This is a genomic window from Trinickia fusca, from assembly GCF_003628145.1.
GTDB lineage: Bacteria > Pseudomonadota > Gammaproteobacteria > Burkholderiales > Burkholderiaceae > Trinickia > Trinickia fusca.
On record NZ_RBZV01000015.1, the window covers coordinates 38,144 to 54,496 of the forward strand.

The 16,353-nt window shown below is 63.0% G+C and carries 16 protein-coding genes; 7 read left to right on the forward strand and 9 right to left on the reverse strand.

Going from position 1 to position 16,353, the window contains the following annotated elements; genetic code table 11:
* Positions 1-136: 136 nt before the first annotated feature.
* Together D7S89_RS23795 and D7S89_RS23800 are read left to right on the forward strand one after the other, a co-directional pair.
* A complete protein-coding gene (locus D7S89_RS23795; RefSeq protein WP_121281335.1) occupies positions 137-781 on the forward strand; it encodes a TetR/AcrR family transcriptional regulator in 645 nt (214 codons plus the stop codon).
* 81 nt (positions 782-862) lie between these two features.
* Positions 863-1,438 (forward strand): DUF1415 domain-containing protein, encoded by a 576-nt coding sequence (locus D7S89_RS23800; protein ID WP_121281336.1) that lies wholly within the window; start codon positions 863-865, stop codon positions 1,436-1,438.
* A gap of 23 nt (positions 1,439-1,461) precedes the next feature.
* On the opposite strand, the gene D7S89_RS23805 is transcribed toward D7S89_RS23800, so the two are convergent.
* Positions 1,462-2,298: a class I SAM-dependent methyltransferase gene (locus tag D7S89_RS23805; RefSeq protein ID WP_121281337.1), complete on the reverse strand. Its 837-nt coding sequence runs from the start codon at positions 2,296-2,298 to the stop codon at positions 1,462-1,464.
* A gap of 377 nt (positions 2,299-2,675) precedes the next feature.
* Here D7S89_RS23805 and D7S89_RS23810 point away from each other — a divergent pair, with 377 nt between their 5' ends.
* Entirely contained in the window at positions 2,676-2,999 is a 324-nt protein-coding gene (locus D7S89_RS23810) for a DNA-binding protein (RefSeq protein ID WP_121281338.1), read from the forward strand.
* A 21-nt stretch (positions 3,000-3,020) separates the two neighbouring features.
* On the opposite strand, the gene D7S89_RS23815 is transcribed toward D7S89_RS23810, so the two are convergent.
* The 3 genes from D7S89_RS23815 to D7S89_RS23825 all read right to left on the reverse strand — a co-directional run bounded on the left by D7S89_RS23815 (position 3,021) and on the right by D7S89_RS23825 (position 8,172).
* Positions 3,021-4,166: a methyltransferase gene (locus D7S89_RS23815; RefSeq protein WP_147426754.1), complete on the reverse strand. Its 1,146-nt coding sequence runs from the start codon at positions 4,164-4,166 to the stop codon at positions 3,021-3,023.
* A 106-nt stretch (positions 4,167-4,272) separates the two neighbouring features.
* Positions 4,273-6,195 carry a methyl-accepting chemotaxis protein gene (locus D7S89_RS23820; protein WP_121281340.1) on the reverse strand — a complete coding sequence of 641 codons (1,923 nt, stop codon included), beginning with the start codon at positions 6,193-6,195 and terminating at the stop codon, positions 4,273-4,275.
* Positions 6,196-6,333: 138 nt separating this feature from the next.
* Entirely contained in the window at positions 6,334-8,172 is a 1,839-nt protein-coding gene (locus D7S89_RS23825; protein WP_147426755.1) for a putative bifunctional diguanylate cyclase/phosphodiesterase, read from the reverse strand.
* Between the two features lie 474 nt (positions 8,173-8,646).
* On the opposite strand from D7S89_RS23825, the gene D7S89_RS23830 reads away from it, so the two are divergent.
* The gene (locus tag D7S89_RS23830) at positions 8,647-9,855 is read left to right on the forward strand and encodes a hypothetical protein (RefSeq protein ID WP_121281342.1); all 1,209 of its coding nucleotides are present in this window, start codon (positions 8,647-8,649) and stop codon (positions 9,853-9,855) included.
* Positions 9,856-9,889: 34 nt separating this feature from the next.
* Here the strand turns inward: D7S89_RS23830 and D7S89_RS23835 are convergent, their stop codons facing one another.
* The 3 genes from D7S89_RS23835 to D7S89_RS23845 all read right to left on the reverse strand — a co-directional run bounded on the left by D7S89_RS23835 (position 9,890) and on the right by D7S89_RS23845 (position 12,024).
* Entirely contained in the window at positions 9,890-10,336 is a 447-nt protein-coding gene (locus D7S89_RS23835) for a MarR family winged helix-turn-helix transcriptional regulator (RefSeq protein WP_121281343.1), read from the reverse strand.
* Positions 10,337-10,469: 133 nt separating this feature from the next.
* Positions 10,470-11,489, reverse strand: coding sequence for an alpha/beta hydrolase (locus D7S89_RS23840; protein ID WP_121281344.1), 1,020 nt, complete (start codon positions 11,487-11,489; stop codon positions 10,470-10,472).
* 109 nt (positions 11,490-11,598) lie between these two features.
* Positions 11,599-12,024: an organic hydroperoxide resistance protein gene (locus D7S89_RS23845; RefSeq protein ID WP_121281345.1), complete on the reverse strand. Its 426-nt coding sequence runs from the start codon at positions 12,022-12,024 to the stop codon at positions 11,599-11,601.
* Positions 12,025-12,507: 483 nt separating this feature from the next.
* Between D7S89_RS23845 and D7S89_RS23850 the strand changes: the two genes are divergently transcribed.
* From D7S89_RS23850 to D7S89_RS23860, 3 genes are all read left to right on the forward strand, one after another.
* Positions 12,508-13,035, forward strand: coding sequence for a hypothetical protein (locus D7S89_RS23850; RefSeq protein ID WP_121281346.1), 528 nt, complete (start codon positions 12,508-12,510; stop codon positions 13,033-13,035).
* Positions 13,036-13,342: 307 nt separating this feature from the next.
* Positions 13,343-14,638 carry an MASE1 domain-containing protein gene (locus D7S89_RS23855; protein WP_121281347.1) on the forward strand — a complete coding sequence of 432 codons (1,296 nt, stop codon included), beginning with the start codon at positions 13,343-13,345 and terminating at the stop codon, positions 14,636-14,638.
* Between the two features lie 21 nt (positions 14,639-14,659).
* Positions 14,660-15,478 (forward strand): alpha/beta hydrolase, encoded by an 819-nt coding sequence (locus tag D7S89_RS23860; protein ID WP_183085335.1) that lies wholly within the window; start codon positions 14,660-14,662, stop codon positions 15,476-15,478.
* Between the two features lie 102 nt (positions 15,479-15,580).
* Here the strand turns inward: D7S89_RS23860 and D7S89_RS23865 are convergent, their stop codons facing one another.
* Positions 15,581-15,877, reverse strand: coding sequence for an addiction module antidote protein (locus D7S89_RS23865; RefSeq protein ID WP_121281349.1), 297 nt, complete (start codon positions 15,875-15,877; stop codon positions 15,581-15,583).
* A 247-nt stretch (positions 15,878-16,124) separates the two neighbouring features.
* Positions 16,125-16,289, reverse strand: coding sequence for a hypothetical protein (locus D7S89_RS23870; protein WP_425470900.1), 165 nt, complete (start codon positions 16,287-16,289; stop codon positions 16,125-16,127).
* Positions 16,290-16,353 lie beyond the last annotated feature (64 nt).

Sequence of the window (16,353 nt, forward strand, 5' to 3'; positions counted from 1 at the left end):
CTTCGCCGATCACTGTGACCGACCTGTCACATTTGTGAGTTGCCATGCTAGTTACCGATCGGTAACATGTCAAGCACGTGACCTCGTAGATTTCAGACACCCTTGTCTGTCAGTGACCCGCATCGGGAGCCTCACCATGACTCGACCCGCCGACAAACCCGCTGCTGCCCGCCCGCGCGCCCATCTGGCCGGGCCGGCCGCGCAACAGCTGCTGCTGGATGCCGCCGGCGAGCTGTTCTATCGTGAAGGCGTACGTGCCGTCGGCGTCGACGCTGTCGTCGAGCGGGCGGGCGTGAACAAGATGAGCCTGTATCGGCAGTTTTCGTCGAAGGACGATCTCGTCGTCGCCTATCTGGAGCGGGCCAGCGACCTGTTCTTCGAGCGCTTCGAGGAGAGCCTCGCCAAGCACCCAGGCAAACCCGCGCGACAGATTGCGCAGTATTTCGAAGATCTGGCGCAGCGCGCGTCGCGCGAGGGCTATCGCGGCTGCCCGTTCGTGAACGTATCGGCGGAATTTCCCGATGCCTCGCACCCGGCGCGGCTCTGCGTCGCCCGCAACAAGGTCGAGCTGATGGCCCGCCTCACGGCGCTCACGACGGCCGCAGGCGCGCTTGACCCCACCGCGCTGGCCAACGCGTTGGCCTTGCTGATCGAAGGCATCTACGCCGCGAGTCAGACTTACGGCCCGGGATGCGGGCCGATCCTGGTCGCGCCGCAAGTGGCTGCGGCACTGATGGCAGCTGCATGCGACGCATCCGCCACCAAGCCGCCGGCGCTTTGATCTGGTACGCCAAAACGCCAAAGATGCGCGCGTACAATGCGCGCTCTGCTCAGCTTTGCTATCGAACTTGTCGAACACCCGATGTCCGCGCCAGCCGATTCCCCCGACACCGCCCCTGACACCCAGGCCGTGATCGCCGCCACGCAGCACTGGCTCACACGCGCCGTCATCGGACTCAACCTGTGCCCGTTCGCCAAGGCGGTGCATGTCAAACAGCAGATTCGCTATGTCGTCAGCGACGCACGCGACCTCGAAGGGGTGCTAACGATTCTCGAGGCGGAGCTGAAGACGCTTGCAGAGGCTGACCCCGAACGCATCGACACGACGCTGCTGATCTTTCCGCACGCACTCGTCGACTTTCTCGAATTCAACGACACGCTGTTCTTCGCCGAGCGTCTGCTTGGGCAGTTGCGCCTCGACGGCACGCTGCAGATCGCGAGCTTTCACCCGCAGTACCGCTTCGAAGGCACCGAGCCGGAAGACATCGAAAACTATACGAACCGAGCGCCGTACCCGATTCTGCATCTGCTGCGCGAAGCGAGCATCGAGCGCGCCGTGGCCGCCGTCCCCGACGCGGCCGATATCTACGAGCGCAATCAGGAGACGCTGCGCCGCCTCGGCCACGAAGGCTGGCGCAAGTGGATGAGTGAGGACTAGCGCGACGGCGCCTGCGCAGCCGCTCAGGCCAGCGTGAAGAACCGCTCGCGCAGGGACTCGAGGCCGAACGTGTCCAGCAATTGCGCGAGCCGCTCGGTGGGCCGGCGACGCGGCAAGTCCTTGTATTGGGCGATGATGAGCTCGTTCTTCATCGAGTGCTCCCAGCCGACGAGCTCCGTCACGCTGATCTGATACCCGTGTGCCTCGAGTTGCAGACAGCGCAGCACATTCGTGATCTGGCTGCCGAACTCGCGCGTATGCAGCGGATGGCGCCACACCTCCGTCAACGCATCGCCGAGCGACTTGCTCTTGTTCCGACGCAACACGCCAGCCACCTCGGCCTGGCAGCACGGTACGAGCACGATGTGGCGGGCCCGCTTGTGCAGGGCGAAGCGGATCGCATCGTCGGTCGCCGTATCGCATGCATGCAGCGCCGTGACGACGTCGATGGTCTCCGGCAGTTGCGCAGACTCGATCGAATCGGCCACCGACAAGTTCAGAAACGACATCTCCGTAAAGCCGAGCCGCGCGGCGAGTTCGGCCGACTTCTCGACGAGCTCGGCACGCGTCTCGATCCCGTAGATATGCGACCCATCCCCTTTCGGCAATGCTTTGAAAAAAAGATCGTAGAGGATGAAGCCCAGATAGGACTTGCCGGCGCCGTGATCGACGAGCGAGACGCATCCCTGCGTGCGCCGCACGTCTTCGAGCAGCGGTTCGATGAACTGGAACAGGTGATAGACCTGCTTCAGCTTGCGACGGCTGTCTTGGTTCATCTTGCCGTCGCGCGTCAGGATATGTAGCGCTTTGAGCAGCTCGATCGACTGATCTGGACGGACTTCGTAGGTTTTAGTGGACATCGTGGACACAAAAGCGCGGCAAGTCGCCCGAAAACGTGCGACAGCCTACAGAACGAGCGGAGCAATCGCGTCAGTTTACCGAAAAGCACGCAAGCCGATACCCCGTTGCGCCGCATACCGTGTTGGAACGGTTTATGCGTTGGCCCTGTCTGCTCGGTTCTCGTCACGCCGTTCGTCACGAAGAACCTGGGCAGCCGAGCCCGCATCGGCGCACAATGGCGCGGTGCCTTGAAGCAACGCCGGTCGTTGGCAAGATGCGCGATGCCTAAGCGCACGCGAGGAACACCGCGCGCTGCGTACGTAACTCGGACGTGTGTGAACCGACCTTTCCGGTCGAGCCACACTCGAAGGACCAAGTTGACGAAAGGACGACAGCGATGGCTACGATACCTAACGGAGACGCGGAACAGAAGTTTCAGGCCATGCTCGCCACGCTCCTGGCGACACCTACCGGCTGGTCGGAAAAGCAGCAGATCGAACTCGAGATGGCGCGCGACATTTCCGTCGAAATGCTACGCCTCGCGGAGACCATGCGCGACACCGATGCCGGCCTCGAGACGCTGCTGACGCTGCTCAAATACGCGAAAGTGATGGACTTCATCCTGACGACGCTGGCGTCGCGCCGCGACATTCGTCCGCAGACGCTACGCGTGATCTTCAAGCTCGCGGGCTTGAAGGTCGACGAAGCGTACCCGGGCTAAGGCGCACCGCGCTCGCTTTTGTCAGCGTGCCGCGAGCCGCCACAGCGACGTGACTTCAGCCACCCGCGCGCGATGGAGCGGATCGTTCGGATCCGACGCCTTCGGATGCTGCGGCTTGATGTCTTCTTTACCCACTATTTGAAGACCGGCCGCCTCGATCATCGATAGCAGCGCCTCGCGGGTACGCAGGCCCAGATGCTCAGCGAAGTCCGATACGATCAGCCACCCCTCGCCGCCGGGCGCCAGATGTGCGGCAAGCCCATCGAGAAAACCTCGCAGCATGCGGTTGTCGGGATCGTAGACAGCACGTTCGATCGGTGAGCTCGGCCGCGCCGGCAACCACGGCGGGTTGCAGACGACGAGCGGCGCGCGCCCCGGCGGAAACAGGTCCGCCTCCATCACTTCCACGTCGGCGGCCAGACCGAGCCGTTCGATGTTCTCGCGCGCGCAGGCAAGCGCGCGCGGATCGCTGTCGGTCGCGACGATACGTTTGATGCCGCGTTTGGCCAGCAACGCCGCGAGCACACCCGTGCCCGTGCCGATGTCGAAGGCGAGGTCGACAGAAGGCGAAGGGAGCGGCACGCGTGCGACGAGATCGACATACTCGCCGCGTACCGGTGAAAACACGCCGTAATGCGGATGAATCCGCGCGCCGAGCGCAGCGATCTCCACGCCCTTCTTGCGCCACTCGTACGCCCCGACGAGCCCCTGCAATTCGCGCAGCGACACCACCGACGGCCCATCGGCGGGCCCGTAGGCCTCGCGGCACGCCTCGCGCATGTCGGGCGCGCGGCGCAGCGCGATCGAGTAATCGGCTTCGAGCGGAATCAACACCATGCCCAGCGTGCGCGCGCGTTGCGCTTGGGCCTGCCGATGCTGGTTGAAGGCGTCGAGGGGGGAGGCTGCCGGCTTGCGCGGCGCCTTGCGGTCGATGCGGCGCGCCATCGCCTGCAGCAGTTGGCGCGCGTTGTGAAAATCACCGTGCCACATCAGCGCAACGCCTTCGCAGGCTTGGCGATAGGCCGCATCGGCGGTCATCCGGTCATCGGCGACGACCACGCGCTTGGGCGGGGCGACACCCGCTTCGGAGCGCCAGCGCGCCGTGTGCGTCGTGCCGGCGTCGGTCCAGGTGATCGTGGGAAAGGGGGAAAGGGAGTCGGCGGTCACAAAGAAAAAGCGCGGTAAGGTGCGTGGCACACGGCGAGCATACTGCGTTGCTCGCCGCGCAAAACGACACGATACCGCGCTTCGGTATACCTGCGAAAGCCGGTCGTCAGACCTTGAAGGCGCCGACCACCTCCGACAACGCCCCCGTCTGATCCTGCATCGAACGCGCCGAGGCCGCCACCTGCTCGACGAGCGCGGCATTCTGCTGCGTCGTCGTATCGAGCTGCGTGATGGCCTGGTTGACCTGCTCGATGCCGCGGCTTTGTTCATGGCTCGCGGCCATGATCTCGCCCAGGATCGCGGTGACGTTGTTGGTGCTCGAGATGATGTCGTTCATCGTCTCACCCGCCTGGGCGACGAGCACGCTGCCCGATTCGATACGCGAGGCCGAATCGGCGATCAGTGCCTTGATGTCCTTGGCCGACGACGCCGCGCGCTGCGCAAGGTTGCGCACCTCGTTAGCGACGACGGCGAAGCCGCGGCCCTGCTCGCCGGCACGCGCCGCCTCAACCGCCGCATTGAGCGCAAGGATGTTGGTCTGGAACGCAATGCTGTCGATCACGCTGATGATCGCGACGACCTTTTGCGAGGACTCGTTGATCGAGTCCATCGTCTTCACGAACTCGCCGATCACCTCGCCGCCGCGCGATGCGGCGCTCGACGCCTCGGTGGCGAGCTGGTTGGCCTGATTGGCGTTGTCGGCGTTCTGCTTGACGGTGCCGGTGATCTCTTCCATCGAGGCTGCCGTCTGCTGCAACGAGGCAGCCTGCGCCTCGGTGCGTGCCGACAGGTCCTGGTTGCCGCTCGAGATCTCGCGCGACGCGGCCGACAGCGACGACGATCCGTGCACGACCTGACGCACGACGTCCTGCAGACGCGCAACGAACGCGTTGAGGCTGTGCGCGACATCGGCGAACTCCTTGCCGCCGGTCTCGGGCAAGCGGCGCGTGAGGTCCGCCTCACCCGTCGACAGCTCGTCGATGTTCTTCTTGAGCATCGCGAGGCGCTGCATGAACGTGCGAATGCCCCAGATCATCATCGCGAGCAGCGCGATCGCCATCGGCACCTGCACCGACGCAAGCCCACCCAGGATGCGGTTACTGTTGGCCATCAACATCGACGAAGGCACGCTCGTCGCGATGAGCCACGGGCTGCCGGGAATCGGCTTCAGGAACAGCGTCTGTTCGCCGCCCTCACCCGCGTATTGGCCACTCGCTTCACCACCGCCTTGCGCGCTCGGCAGCAGGCGCTGGATCTCGGCCGCCATCGACGAGCTCTGCGCGATGTCCGACACGTTCTTGAGGACGATGTTGCCCTGGATCTTCGAGCTGTTGCTGACGATCTTGCCGTCCGCCTCGACGATGAGGATCTGGCCGTGGATCTTGTCTTCCATGTCGGCCACGAGATGGTTGAAGAAGCCGAGCGTCACGTCGATCGTCGCCACGCCGTACAGCTCGTCGCCCTTATAGATCGCCATCGCGCAGTTCGTGCGCGGCTGCGGGCTCGCATCGTCCTGATAGGCCTTGGCCCACTTGCAATGCCCCTTGGGTGCGGTCTTGCCGTTTTCGTACCACGGCTGCTCCCAGTACTTGAGCGACTCGGGCGAATTCCAGTGCGTGTTGACCGCGAGCTGACCGGTCGAGGCATCGCGCGCGTAGAACGTGCTGAACTTGTCGCGGCCCGCCTCACGCTTGCCCGGCAGAGGCCAGATGCCGCCGCCGAAGACGTTTTGGTCTCCGTATTGATCGACAAGGCTCGGCAGCAGCTTGTCGATCTGATCGCTCTCGAGCATTGCGACCGTCTGCGTGATGCTGCGCTGCTGCGCCTCCACCTGACGCAGCTGCTCGCTGATGCGGATCGAGATCTGGTCCACGTTGCTCGCGATCACCTTGCCTTCGAGCGTGGCGAGGTCAGGCGTCACGAAGAGGCGGATGATGGCGAAGGTCGCGACCAGTAGGACGACAAAGGCTAAACAAGCGCCGAGAGTGAATCGGGTCTGGGTCGAAGCGGGAGCGGTAGGGGCATTCATTGATTTGTTTTTCCCGGGGGGACGGATTTATGGCCTGCTTCGTGTGTTACGGCACAAGTCTTAAGGTCTTGATAAGCAAAGACCCTCTGGGCACTAGAGGAATCTCTCCAATTTCTCCAACACCTTGACACGAAAGGCTCATAGTGCGATTCGCTGAGGACTGCTTGGCGCTTGCCGCCGCGACAGCACGGCGCCTTGCTCGAGCAGGCGCGTTGCCGCGTCAGGGTCGAGCGGTTCGCTGTATAGATACCCCTGTGCATCCACGCAGCCCAGTGAAAGGAGAAAGTCCTGCTGAGTGATCGTCTCGACCCCTTCGGCGATGACCGCGAGACCCAGCGTATTGGCGAGCGTGACGATGGCCGTCGCGATGGCCCCCGTGTCGCCGTGACCGATGCCGCGCACGAAGGCGCGATCGATCTTGATGCGATCGACGGGCAGCGCACTCAGCTGACCGAGGCTCGAATAGCCGACGCCGAAATCGTCGATGGCCACGCGGACGCCGCAACGACGAAACTCGTCGAGCTGCCGCACGGCCGCTTCGGGGTTCTTCATCAGCGCGGTTTCGGTCACTTCGAGTTCGAGCAGCGTCGGGGCCATCCCCGTTTCGTGCAGCACGCGCTGGAACGTCGTCACGATGTTCGTGCGCTGCAACTGAACTGGCGAGAGGTTGATCGAGATCGGCATGGGCGCCAGGCCCTGCGCACGCCACTTGGCAGCTTGCTCGCAGGCCGCGCGCAACACCCATTCGCCGAGCGCCGAGACGAAGCCCGAGGCTTCGGCAACCGAAACGAAATCGACGGGACTAACGTCGCCGTATTCCTCGTCGTACCAGCGCACGAGCGCCTCGAGGGCGCGCACCTGACCGCTACGCATGTCCACTTGCGGTTGATAGTGCAGATGCAGCTTGCCGGATTCGATAGCCTTGCGCAGCCGCGCCGATAGCTTGAGCCGGGCGTCGGCGGCCACGCGCATGCTGGGCCGGTAGAACGCGTGACAGTTGCGGCCGCGATTCTTGGCGGTGTACATGGCGATGTCGGCCGCGCGCAGCAGCGTGGGCGCGTCGGTACCGTCGGTCGGAAACATACTGACGCCGATGCTCGCGCCGATGACGAGCTCATGCCCGGCCGCGTACACCGGCTGTGCAAGCGCCGTCAGCACTGCTTCGGGCAAGCTGTGCGCGTTCACGTGGCGCTCCCGCGCGACCATGACGAACTCGTCGCCGCCATAGCGGGCCACGATATCGCTCGGGCCGGCGCAATTCATGAGGCGCTCGGCCACCTCGATCAGCAGCACATCGCCGATGTTGTGACCTAGCGCGTCGTTGATCGTCTTGAAGCCGTCGAGGTCGATGAACAGCACGGCCACGTCGCGATGCGCGTGGCGCGCCCACTCGAGCACGCCCTCGAGTTTGTCGCCGATCGTGGCGCGATTGGCCAGGCCGGTCAGGCTGTCGCGCTCGCTGAGCTCACGCAGGCGCCGCGAGCGCACGATCAGCTTGGTCGATACATCGTGTGTCGTCTTCGCGAGCACGAGCGGGTAGACGACGATCACAGGCAGCCACGTGACCACGATCGATGCATCGGCAGCCGGCGCCGGCGTCGCACCGAACACGGCCACGCCAATCGCAAGCCCGACACAACTCGCAGCGGCCCCTGCCCCGAACAACCGCCAGCCGCCGACGGACATATTGTCGATGCCGAACATCATCAGCACGACGAGCGTCGCGACCGGCTCGAAATGTACGGCCGAGACCAGCCACCCGCCCCACGCCGCGTCGGCGATCATGTTCCACCGCTCGCACGCCAGCGGATTGGCGGCGCGCCGCGCCCGCTTGAATGCGACATGGGGCCAGACCAAACAGACGCCGACGACCGCGGCAATGAACCACGGCGACATCTGCTCTTCACGCATCAGCAGCATGAGCGGCAGGCACCCCATGCCGAACCCGAGGAGGCGCAGCAAAAAGATGCGTCGCACGAAGCCTATACCGGGACCGATTTCGCGACTGGTTGACCTGAGCACACTTTCCTCACGACGTGGATCACCGTTGGCGGGACGTGTGGAGCAGCAAATTTCTCACCCGAAAACGCAAGCGGTTGTGGTCAGCCGATTTGCGAATCGATTAGGAAAGCGAATCTCTTTAGATTCCCCAGCGGCATTTTCCCGCTCACCGAGAAAACAATCGCTTTAATCGATCGACGACGAATGAATAAAAATCGACTGCCTCGAAAACGGTAGGATAGATACCAATTCGCCGCGTGCTGCCATTGGTGGCCGAGCACGTGTGCGCGAATCTCAGACCCTCCCTAAAAATCAAATAGAAAAATTATGAGCGCTTTCAAAGAGATAGTAGCAACTGCGGCGCTGGGCATCGGATTAATGGCCATCCATACAGCGAGTTTCGCGGCAGGCCCCGAGTCAACCTATACGCAATTGCCGAATGACTTATCGGTGGGCTCGAGCAATGCCACGATATTGACGACGACGGTCACTCTGCCGACGGCCTCGTATGTCTATGTTCAATCGGACGGTCGGGTGTTTCCGGCCGGCGCGGCGATTGCCGCCTTGTCGATCTGGGCCGATGGTGGCGAGATCTCCAACGACAGCGTGATCGACTGGTCCAAGACGACCAACGCCCAGCAGCACTCGTACAACGTCATCGGCGCCACCTATCTGGCAGCGGGCACGCACGTGCTGCGGGTCAATGCTTCGACGCTGAACGGCGCATCGTTCGTGGTCGGCGCCGGCAGCAACCTGTCGGTCATGACTTCGCCGGCCGATACGGTGATGGTGTCGCGAGTCGCGCAGGATACGGCGCCGCTGAGCTTCGCCACGGCCGGGCTCAAGCGGGGCTCGCCGTTGCCGCACCAGCCGCTGGTGTCGCAGATGATCAATACGGGCGGCCGCGCGACCGTTGCGTTGGCGTCGGGCCGCGCCTTTCTGGGGGGTGCGCCCGGCGATCCGTTGACGGCCATTTATCTGAACGGGCAGGAGCCTGCCAACAACGTCGGAACGTGGGCCGACAACGACACTTGGAAAGGCGCCGAGAACCAGTCGCCGTTTTTCAATCACGCGTTCTATGCGCAGCCCGGCAATCAGGCGACCGTGAGCTGGGACGCATCAGCCCTGCCCTACTGCGAGGACGACAGCTGCTCGGGCCTGGTCAACATAGTGAATTACAAAGTGGGTGCTGGTTCGACACTCGTGACGCTCTCGGGCATGACCGTCGCAGGCTCGGCGCCGACCGCATACACCGCGTACAACCGCACGAACTACATCGACATCGGCAGCAGCTCCGGCGTGCCGCCGACAGGCACCAACGTCGTTCTGGCTCAGGCTGACATCGTCATTCCGCAAGGGCACAACGGCGTGGTGCTGTTCACGGGCAAGTCGCGCGTGCAAGGCGATGGCGCCGATGCGGGCGGCACGGTCAGCATGTGGCTCGCGATCGACGGCGTGCAGCGCGGGTCGACGGGCATCCAGCAGCTCAGGCTTCCCGACTGCGTGAGCACGAGAACCATCGGCACGAGCTATCTATCGGCTGCCCCCGGCGAACGGCTCGCACCGGGCACGCATCATGTCACGCTGTATGGGCGCGCGGATGGCAGTTTCAAGCATATGTCGATGACGCGTGATCTGCCGCTGCTTTGGTTCGATTGAGATAGCCAGACCCAACCGGGAAGCCGAAGAACTGCTAACCGGCTTCCCCTTGATCAAGATTGGCCCGCAACGCCATCAGCGCATCGATCAGCTTGCCGATCTCTTCGTCTGGGGCTTTGCACGCACTGGCGATGGAATCGCGAATCTCGCAAGACTTGTCGCGCAAGGCTTCGCCTGCTGGCGTCAGCGTGACGATCAGGTTGCGCTCATTTTTCGGGTCGCGGTTGCGCGCGACATAGCCGAGGTGTTCCAGTCGTTGTACCAGCGGCGTAATCGAGCCCGGGTCCTGGTGCAGCCGGGCTGCGATTTCCTTGATGCCCAGGCGCTGCTGGTTCCACAGTACGACCAGCACGAGGTATTGCGGGTAAGTGACGCCGATCTCCTGCAGCAGCGGCTTGTAGCGCTGCGTCATGCTGAGCGACGTGGAGTAGAGCGCGAAGCACAGGAAGGCGTCGACGCCAGGATTGTTCGTGTTGGCCATGATGATTTTCCCTTCACGCGGGAATTGCCGTGGTTAGCGTGCGTAAATTTAGCGTGCAAACCAGGCGCTGGCAAATGGCCCGCCAGCGCGCGGCACTGCTGCGGGGGCGTGACCGCCCCCGCAGCCCACTGGCTTATTGCAAATGAGCCTTCAGTTCGCTCGCTCCCTGCTGCACGGCCGAGCGTACGGCAGGCACTTGGCTGAGGGGATTGAGCAGCCCGAAGTCATGAATCATGCCGTTGTAGCGAGTAACGGTGACGTCGTCCCCCGCGGCGTCCAACTTGCGGCCGTAGGCTTCTGCTTCATCCCGCAGCACATCGTTCTCCGCCGTGATGATGAGGGCTGGCGGCAGGCCCTTGAGCTGGTCGACAGTCGCACGCAGCGGTGAAGCGTAAATGCTGGCGCGCTCGGCCGGATTCGTCGTGTAGGCGTCCCAGAACCACTTCATCATGTTCTTGGTCAGAAAGTGGCCTTCGGCGAACTGGTTATACGAGGCCGTTTCGAAGTTCGCGTCGGTCACCGGCCACAGCAACAGCTGGAAGCGAATCTTGGGCCCTCCCTTGTCCTTGGCCATCAGGCTGACCGCTGCGCTCATGTCGCCCCCGACGCTATTGCCGGCCACGGCAAGGCGAGAGCCGTCCACCCCGATCTCCTTGCCATGCGCGGCCACCCACTTGGTCGCCGCGTAGATCTGGTTGATGGCGACGGGGTAATGGGCTTCGGGCGAAGGCGAGTAATTGACGAACACGGCCGTGGCGCCGGAGCCGGCCACCAGATCACGCACCAGACGCTCGTGGGTGGGGAAGTCGCCGAGGATCCAGCCGCCGCCATGGATGAACATGAAGACAGGTGTCAGCCCGTTGGCATCGGCCGGACGCACGATGGTCAGCGACACCTTCTGGCCGTCCTGCTCGATGGTCTTTTGCATCACATTGGCCTTGGGCAACACGACCTTGGCCGAAGCCTGAGCACCGACCAGCACCGCGCGAGCATCCTTGGGCGACAGCGTTTCGAGCGGCTTGCCGCCGCCAGCTTCCAGCGTATTGAGAAACTGCTGGGTTTGATGTTCGACATTCGGATTGCCGGCGGCGAACACCTGGCCCACAGCAAGGCTCAGGGCGACGGTGGTGAAGAGCTTCGAGATTTTGTGCATGATGGCCTTCTCTAGTTTTAGCACTAATTGTTAGTACGCTAATTTAGTACCCTGTTTAAGCGGAGCGAGCTACCGCGATAGCCGGCTCCGCGCCGATGCCTGCGCCGTCTCAGGCCAGGCTGATCTGCACATCCACGTTGCCGCGCGTCGCATGGGAATACGGGCAGATATCGCTGTGGGCGGTCTCGATCAGTTCCTGGGCAATGGCGCGATCGATGCCGGGCAAGGAAACGCTCAAAGCTGCCGTGATGCCGAAGCCGCCCGCAGCACGCGGTCCGACGCCGATGCGGGCCGTGACGGAAGCGTGCTCAATTTTCACGCCCTTCTGGCGGGCGACGAAGCGCACAGCGCCTTCGAAGCAGGCGGCATAGCCGGCGGCGAATAGTTGCTCGGGGTTGGTGGCGGCACCGCCTGCCCCGCCCATTTCCTTGGGCAGAGCGAGTTTGGCTTGCAGTACGCCGTCAGACGACTTGATCTCACCTTCGCGGCCGCCAACAGCGGTGGCTTCGGCGGTATATAGAACGTTCACAGACATGATGGGCTCCTTGGTGTGATGACCGATGTTTCCGGCCGACGAACAAAGATTAGCGCACTAATTATTAGCATGGTAATTGTATTTGGCTATGCGGCTAATCGCAGATACCTATCGATCCCGTGGACGCCATCCGCCCGGCGATCGGATGCTCATCCGGCCCGAAGGAGTGAAACGATTTCGACGCGCCAAGACGCAGAGCCAGTCTGAATGTTCACCTGACGGATCCGAACAGCAGCGCAAAGGGGCAGACTGCCCCTCCACTGTAACGATCGGGGATGCAATGGCAACAGACAAGGAAAAGCCGGCTCACCAGCCGCGTCGGTCTCCACCCCGGGACGGCAACCACAAAGTGCCGCTCGGGAAGAACATTCCAAGCCACGACTCCGGGCAGCGGCAGGACTACGTCATCATGCCTCGCGACCAATACGTGCCCGCCCCACCACCCAAGAACCCGGGCAAGTAACAACGACATCTGGAGCCGCTATGGACTGGGATACGGAGGTATGGGGCAAGCGATACGCGGTACTCTACCGTTGCTGGCTCTCCCGCATTTATCACCAGAAGCGCGAACGTTTCTTCGACGTTTGCGACAACGTTACGAAGGCTGTCGCCGTCGTCGGCGGCGCGGCCAGTATTGCCGAAATCGCCGCGCCGAATCAGTTCATCGTCACTGCGGCAGCCATCACCGTCATGTCAGCCCTTAGCCTGGTGGTTGGATATGCCAAGAAGGCGCGCAGCCATGCCGATCTGGCGAAGGCGTTCACGGAGCTCGAGGCCCGGGTCGTAGCGAAGGGCGTCTTCGACGAGCAACAGGTCAATGCCTTTGAAGCCGAGATCCTGCGGTTGGAAATGAATGAATCGAGGTCGCTTGGCGCGCTCGTCCGGATTTGTCAAAACGAGATCGCGGTCGCGCGCGGTAACCTGCAGGACGTTCGTCCGGTATCGCTTTGGCGACGGATTTGGGCGCACCTCTACGACTTCGATATGTCGCCGGAGCCTACGAGCCGATAGGCAACTCGGCCATTGCCGACGAGGACGGAGCGTGAATTAGAATGGCGCGTGTCGCGTAGCGGCCGCATGTCAGTCTCGCATTACCTTCGTCCATCCGATCCGATGTCCGCTCTAGCACCCAATCGCCGTAACCGGTCTACCCCTTCAGAAATTGGTCGGCTTGCCGAAAAAGCGCGTAGCTCCATATTTGAACGGCCTGCAATCCACTCGCTATGTGCCGTTCGTCGGCAGAGCTTTCCAGTTGAAATAGATGAAACCGGAGCGAGATTGCTCGAATCACATTGTGGCCATTGACCAGGAGACCTCGATGGAAATCTCACGTTCGAAGTCCCTGTTCGTTGCGGCGCTACTTTGGGCCGCGTCCTATCTCGCGAGCGGCCTGCTGTCTCACCAGCTCAACGGCCCAGTCCAGATGACGGGTTATATCTGGCTGCCGGCCGGCGTCACGGTTGGCGCTTTCCTGCTGCGCCCGTTCGGCGAATGGCTCGCGCTCGCGGGCGCGTTTCTCGTCGCGCAGCTCGTGCTCGTCGGTATCGAGCATGGCAACTATTTCAACGGGCTGCTGTTCACGATCGACGAGGTCGGCGCAGCCGCGCTCGCGGTCTGGCTCGTGCGCCGCGTGCGATTCTCGCTCGAAGGACTCTATTTTCTGCGCTCGGTGATTCTGGCCGGACTGCTCGCTGGCGTGATCGGCGCGATCGGTGGCGCAGCGTGGTTCGCGATCGTCAAGGGCGCGTCGTTTTGGGAAGTCGGTGCCATATGGGCTGCCTCCGATTTTGTCGGGGTGTTACTCATCGCGCCCGTGCTTGCGTCGTGGTCGCGTTTTCGCGCGCATCGCTCGGGTGACCACGAACGCGTCGATATCGTGCTTGGCATCGTGTCGTTCGTCCTGCTCGTCGTGGTCGCGTTCGTCATCTTCGATGGCGACGGCGACGAATTCGGCGGTGGCGTCGACTACGCACTGACCTACATACCGCTGTTCCTGACAGTGGTCGTGACCGTGCTGCTCGGCGGACGCGCGGGTTCATTGTCGGTGTTGTTGCTCGCGGTCGAGGTCATCCTCAAAACTGCGCAAGGCGAGGGACCGTTCTCAGTACTCGAAGCGCGCCGCGGCCACTCGCTGCTGGAGGCGCAGCTTTATTTGGCGATCGCATCACTGCTCGTGCTGACGGTCAGCACGCTCAAGACCACCCGGGAAAGGACACGCGCGCGCGCAGCCATGGTGGAGAACAACATCGAGCTTGCGCTCGCGAGCGCCGACCAAATCGCGTACGTGCTTGATCCGACGACAGGCGTGCTCGAATGGAGCGGCGACGTACAGCGCGTGTTTGGTCAGGACGTCGACGCAGCGCAGCTTGCGGACGTCACGCGCGTGGCCGAACGGCTGCATCCGAGTGACCGGGAAACGCTTCGCGCCTATTGGGGCGCGGAGGCAGCCGGCGAGGATCGCGACGAGGTGACACTGCGCATCATGCTGCCGGGCGGGAAAATCCGCCAAGTGACCGATTACGGCGCGCCGCTCTTCGACGCGAACGCTGACGTCACAGTTGTGGCGGGAGTCTGGCAGATCGTGCGCGAACCCGTCGAGGCGATCAATGCATAACTGGCGGAACGCGCGACTATCATGACCGGCCGCAATGGCGTCCTGCTGATCCACGGGCTCGGTGGCACGCAATACGACCTCGGCGTGCTGCACAAGGCGATTCGACGTGCGGGCGGCGACACGCACGTCATCACGCTGCCGGGACACGGCACACGTCCGGAGGACCTGGTCGGGGTACGCGCTGAAGCGTGGCTCGACGCAGTCACCGAACAGTACCGCGTGCTGGCGCGCGAATATGACACGCTTCACGTCGCGGGCATGTGCATGGGTGCGCTCGTCGCGTTGCTGCTGTGCCATCGTGTGGAGCACTCACAGGGACGGCTGGCACTGCTCGCGGCTCCCGTCTACATCGATGGCTGGTCAACGCCGTGGTATCGCGCGCTTCGTCATGTGCTATACCGGGTGCCGGGGATGACGGAACGGATGCGCGTCGAAGAGGGCGAGCCGTTCGGGATCAAGAATCCGCTCGTGCGCGCGCTCGTGAAGAAGAAATTCGAGCGCCAGGACAACTTCCATTATCCCTGGGTGCCACTTGCGACAATCTGCCAGGTCGACCGGATGCGTAACTGGGTCCGCGCCGCGGCGCCGGACACGCGCTGCCAGACACTGATCTTGCACGCGCGCGAAGACGAGCTGACAAGTCTGCGTTCGGCGCGCTTCCTCGAGGCGGCGCTGCCGGATGCAAGGAGCGTCGTGCTGGAGAACAGTTATCACATGATCTGCGCGGATAACGACCGCGAAGACGTCGCGCGTCACGTCCTCTCATTCTTCGGCTTCGATCCCGCGCATGCGGTAAGCCCTGCGCTCGCACGCCGGCAGCAGGCCCACCAGAGCGGCTAGTGAGTCCGGGCTATGGTTAGGGCGGACCGTCTGACAGTAACGGCCGCGCCCACCCTGCCGCCCTGTCATGCACGAATGCTGGTGGCGACCCTTCGTAATCCATCACGCGGGCAGTGGCTCAGGATGCAAATGCAATCCGAGTGCGCGCATAACCTTCAGGATGGTGGAGAAGTCGGGGCTTCGTTCGCCGGATAGCGCCTTGTACAAGCTCTCCCGGGAAAGGCCCGCGTCACGGGCGACCTGTGTCATGCCGCGCGCACGGGCCACGTCGCCGAGCGCCCTAGCGATGAACGCCGCATCGTCGCCCGCCTCTTCGAACGCAGCTTCGATGTACAGACGCATTTCCTCTTCGGTGCGCAGGTGTTCGGCAACGTCGTATCGAGTCGTAGTCGTAGCCATGTGTCAAATCTCCAGTTCGCGAGCCATGCGAAGCGCCTGTTTGCGCCAAGCGTAGCCAACAGGCTACAGTCGGTCAATCCCACGAGTGCCCCCTGTCGTCATCCGCCAGAGACCTTCACCAGTCTTGACGGCTTTGTACGCGCTTCAGGACAAAATCCTCTCGCGGCGACGCACGCCATGACGAATTATTGGCCGCGTTGCTTAAGGGGGCAGCCGTACTGGATACGCCTAAGCTCTCCGGGTCGCATTAATTGCGCGCGGCCGGGGGCTCTGTGCCCGCGTCCGCATTGATCAAGTACGGTACGAACTGCACGACTTCCTCCCCCGCCCACTCGTTGAGCGCACGAAACCGCGCTTGCAGCGGCTCGATTCTGTTGCGCCCGAGCACCTTCGCTGCCGTGCTCCTTGCCATCACCACCCTTAAAGGGTAATGATAGCAAGGATAAGAGCACGCCACATTACAAGCTCGCCACCAT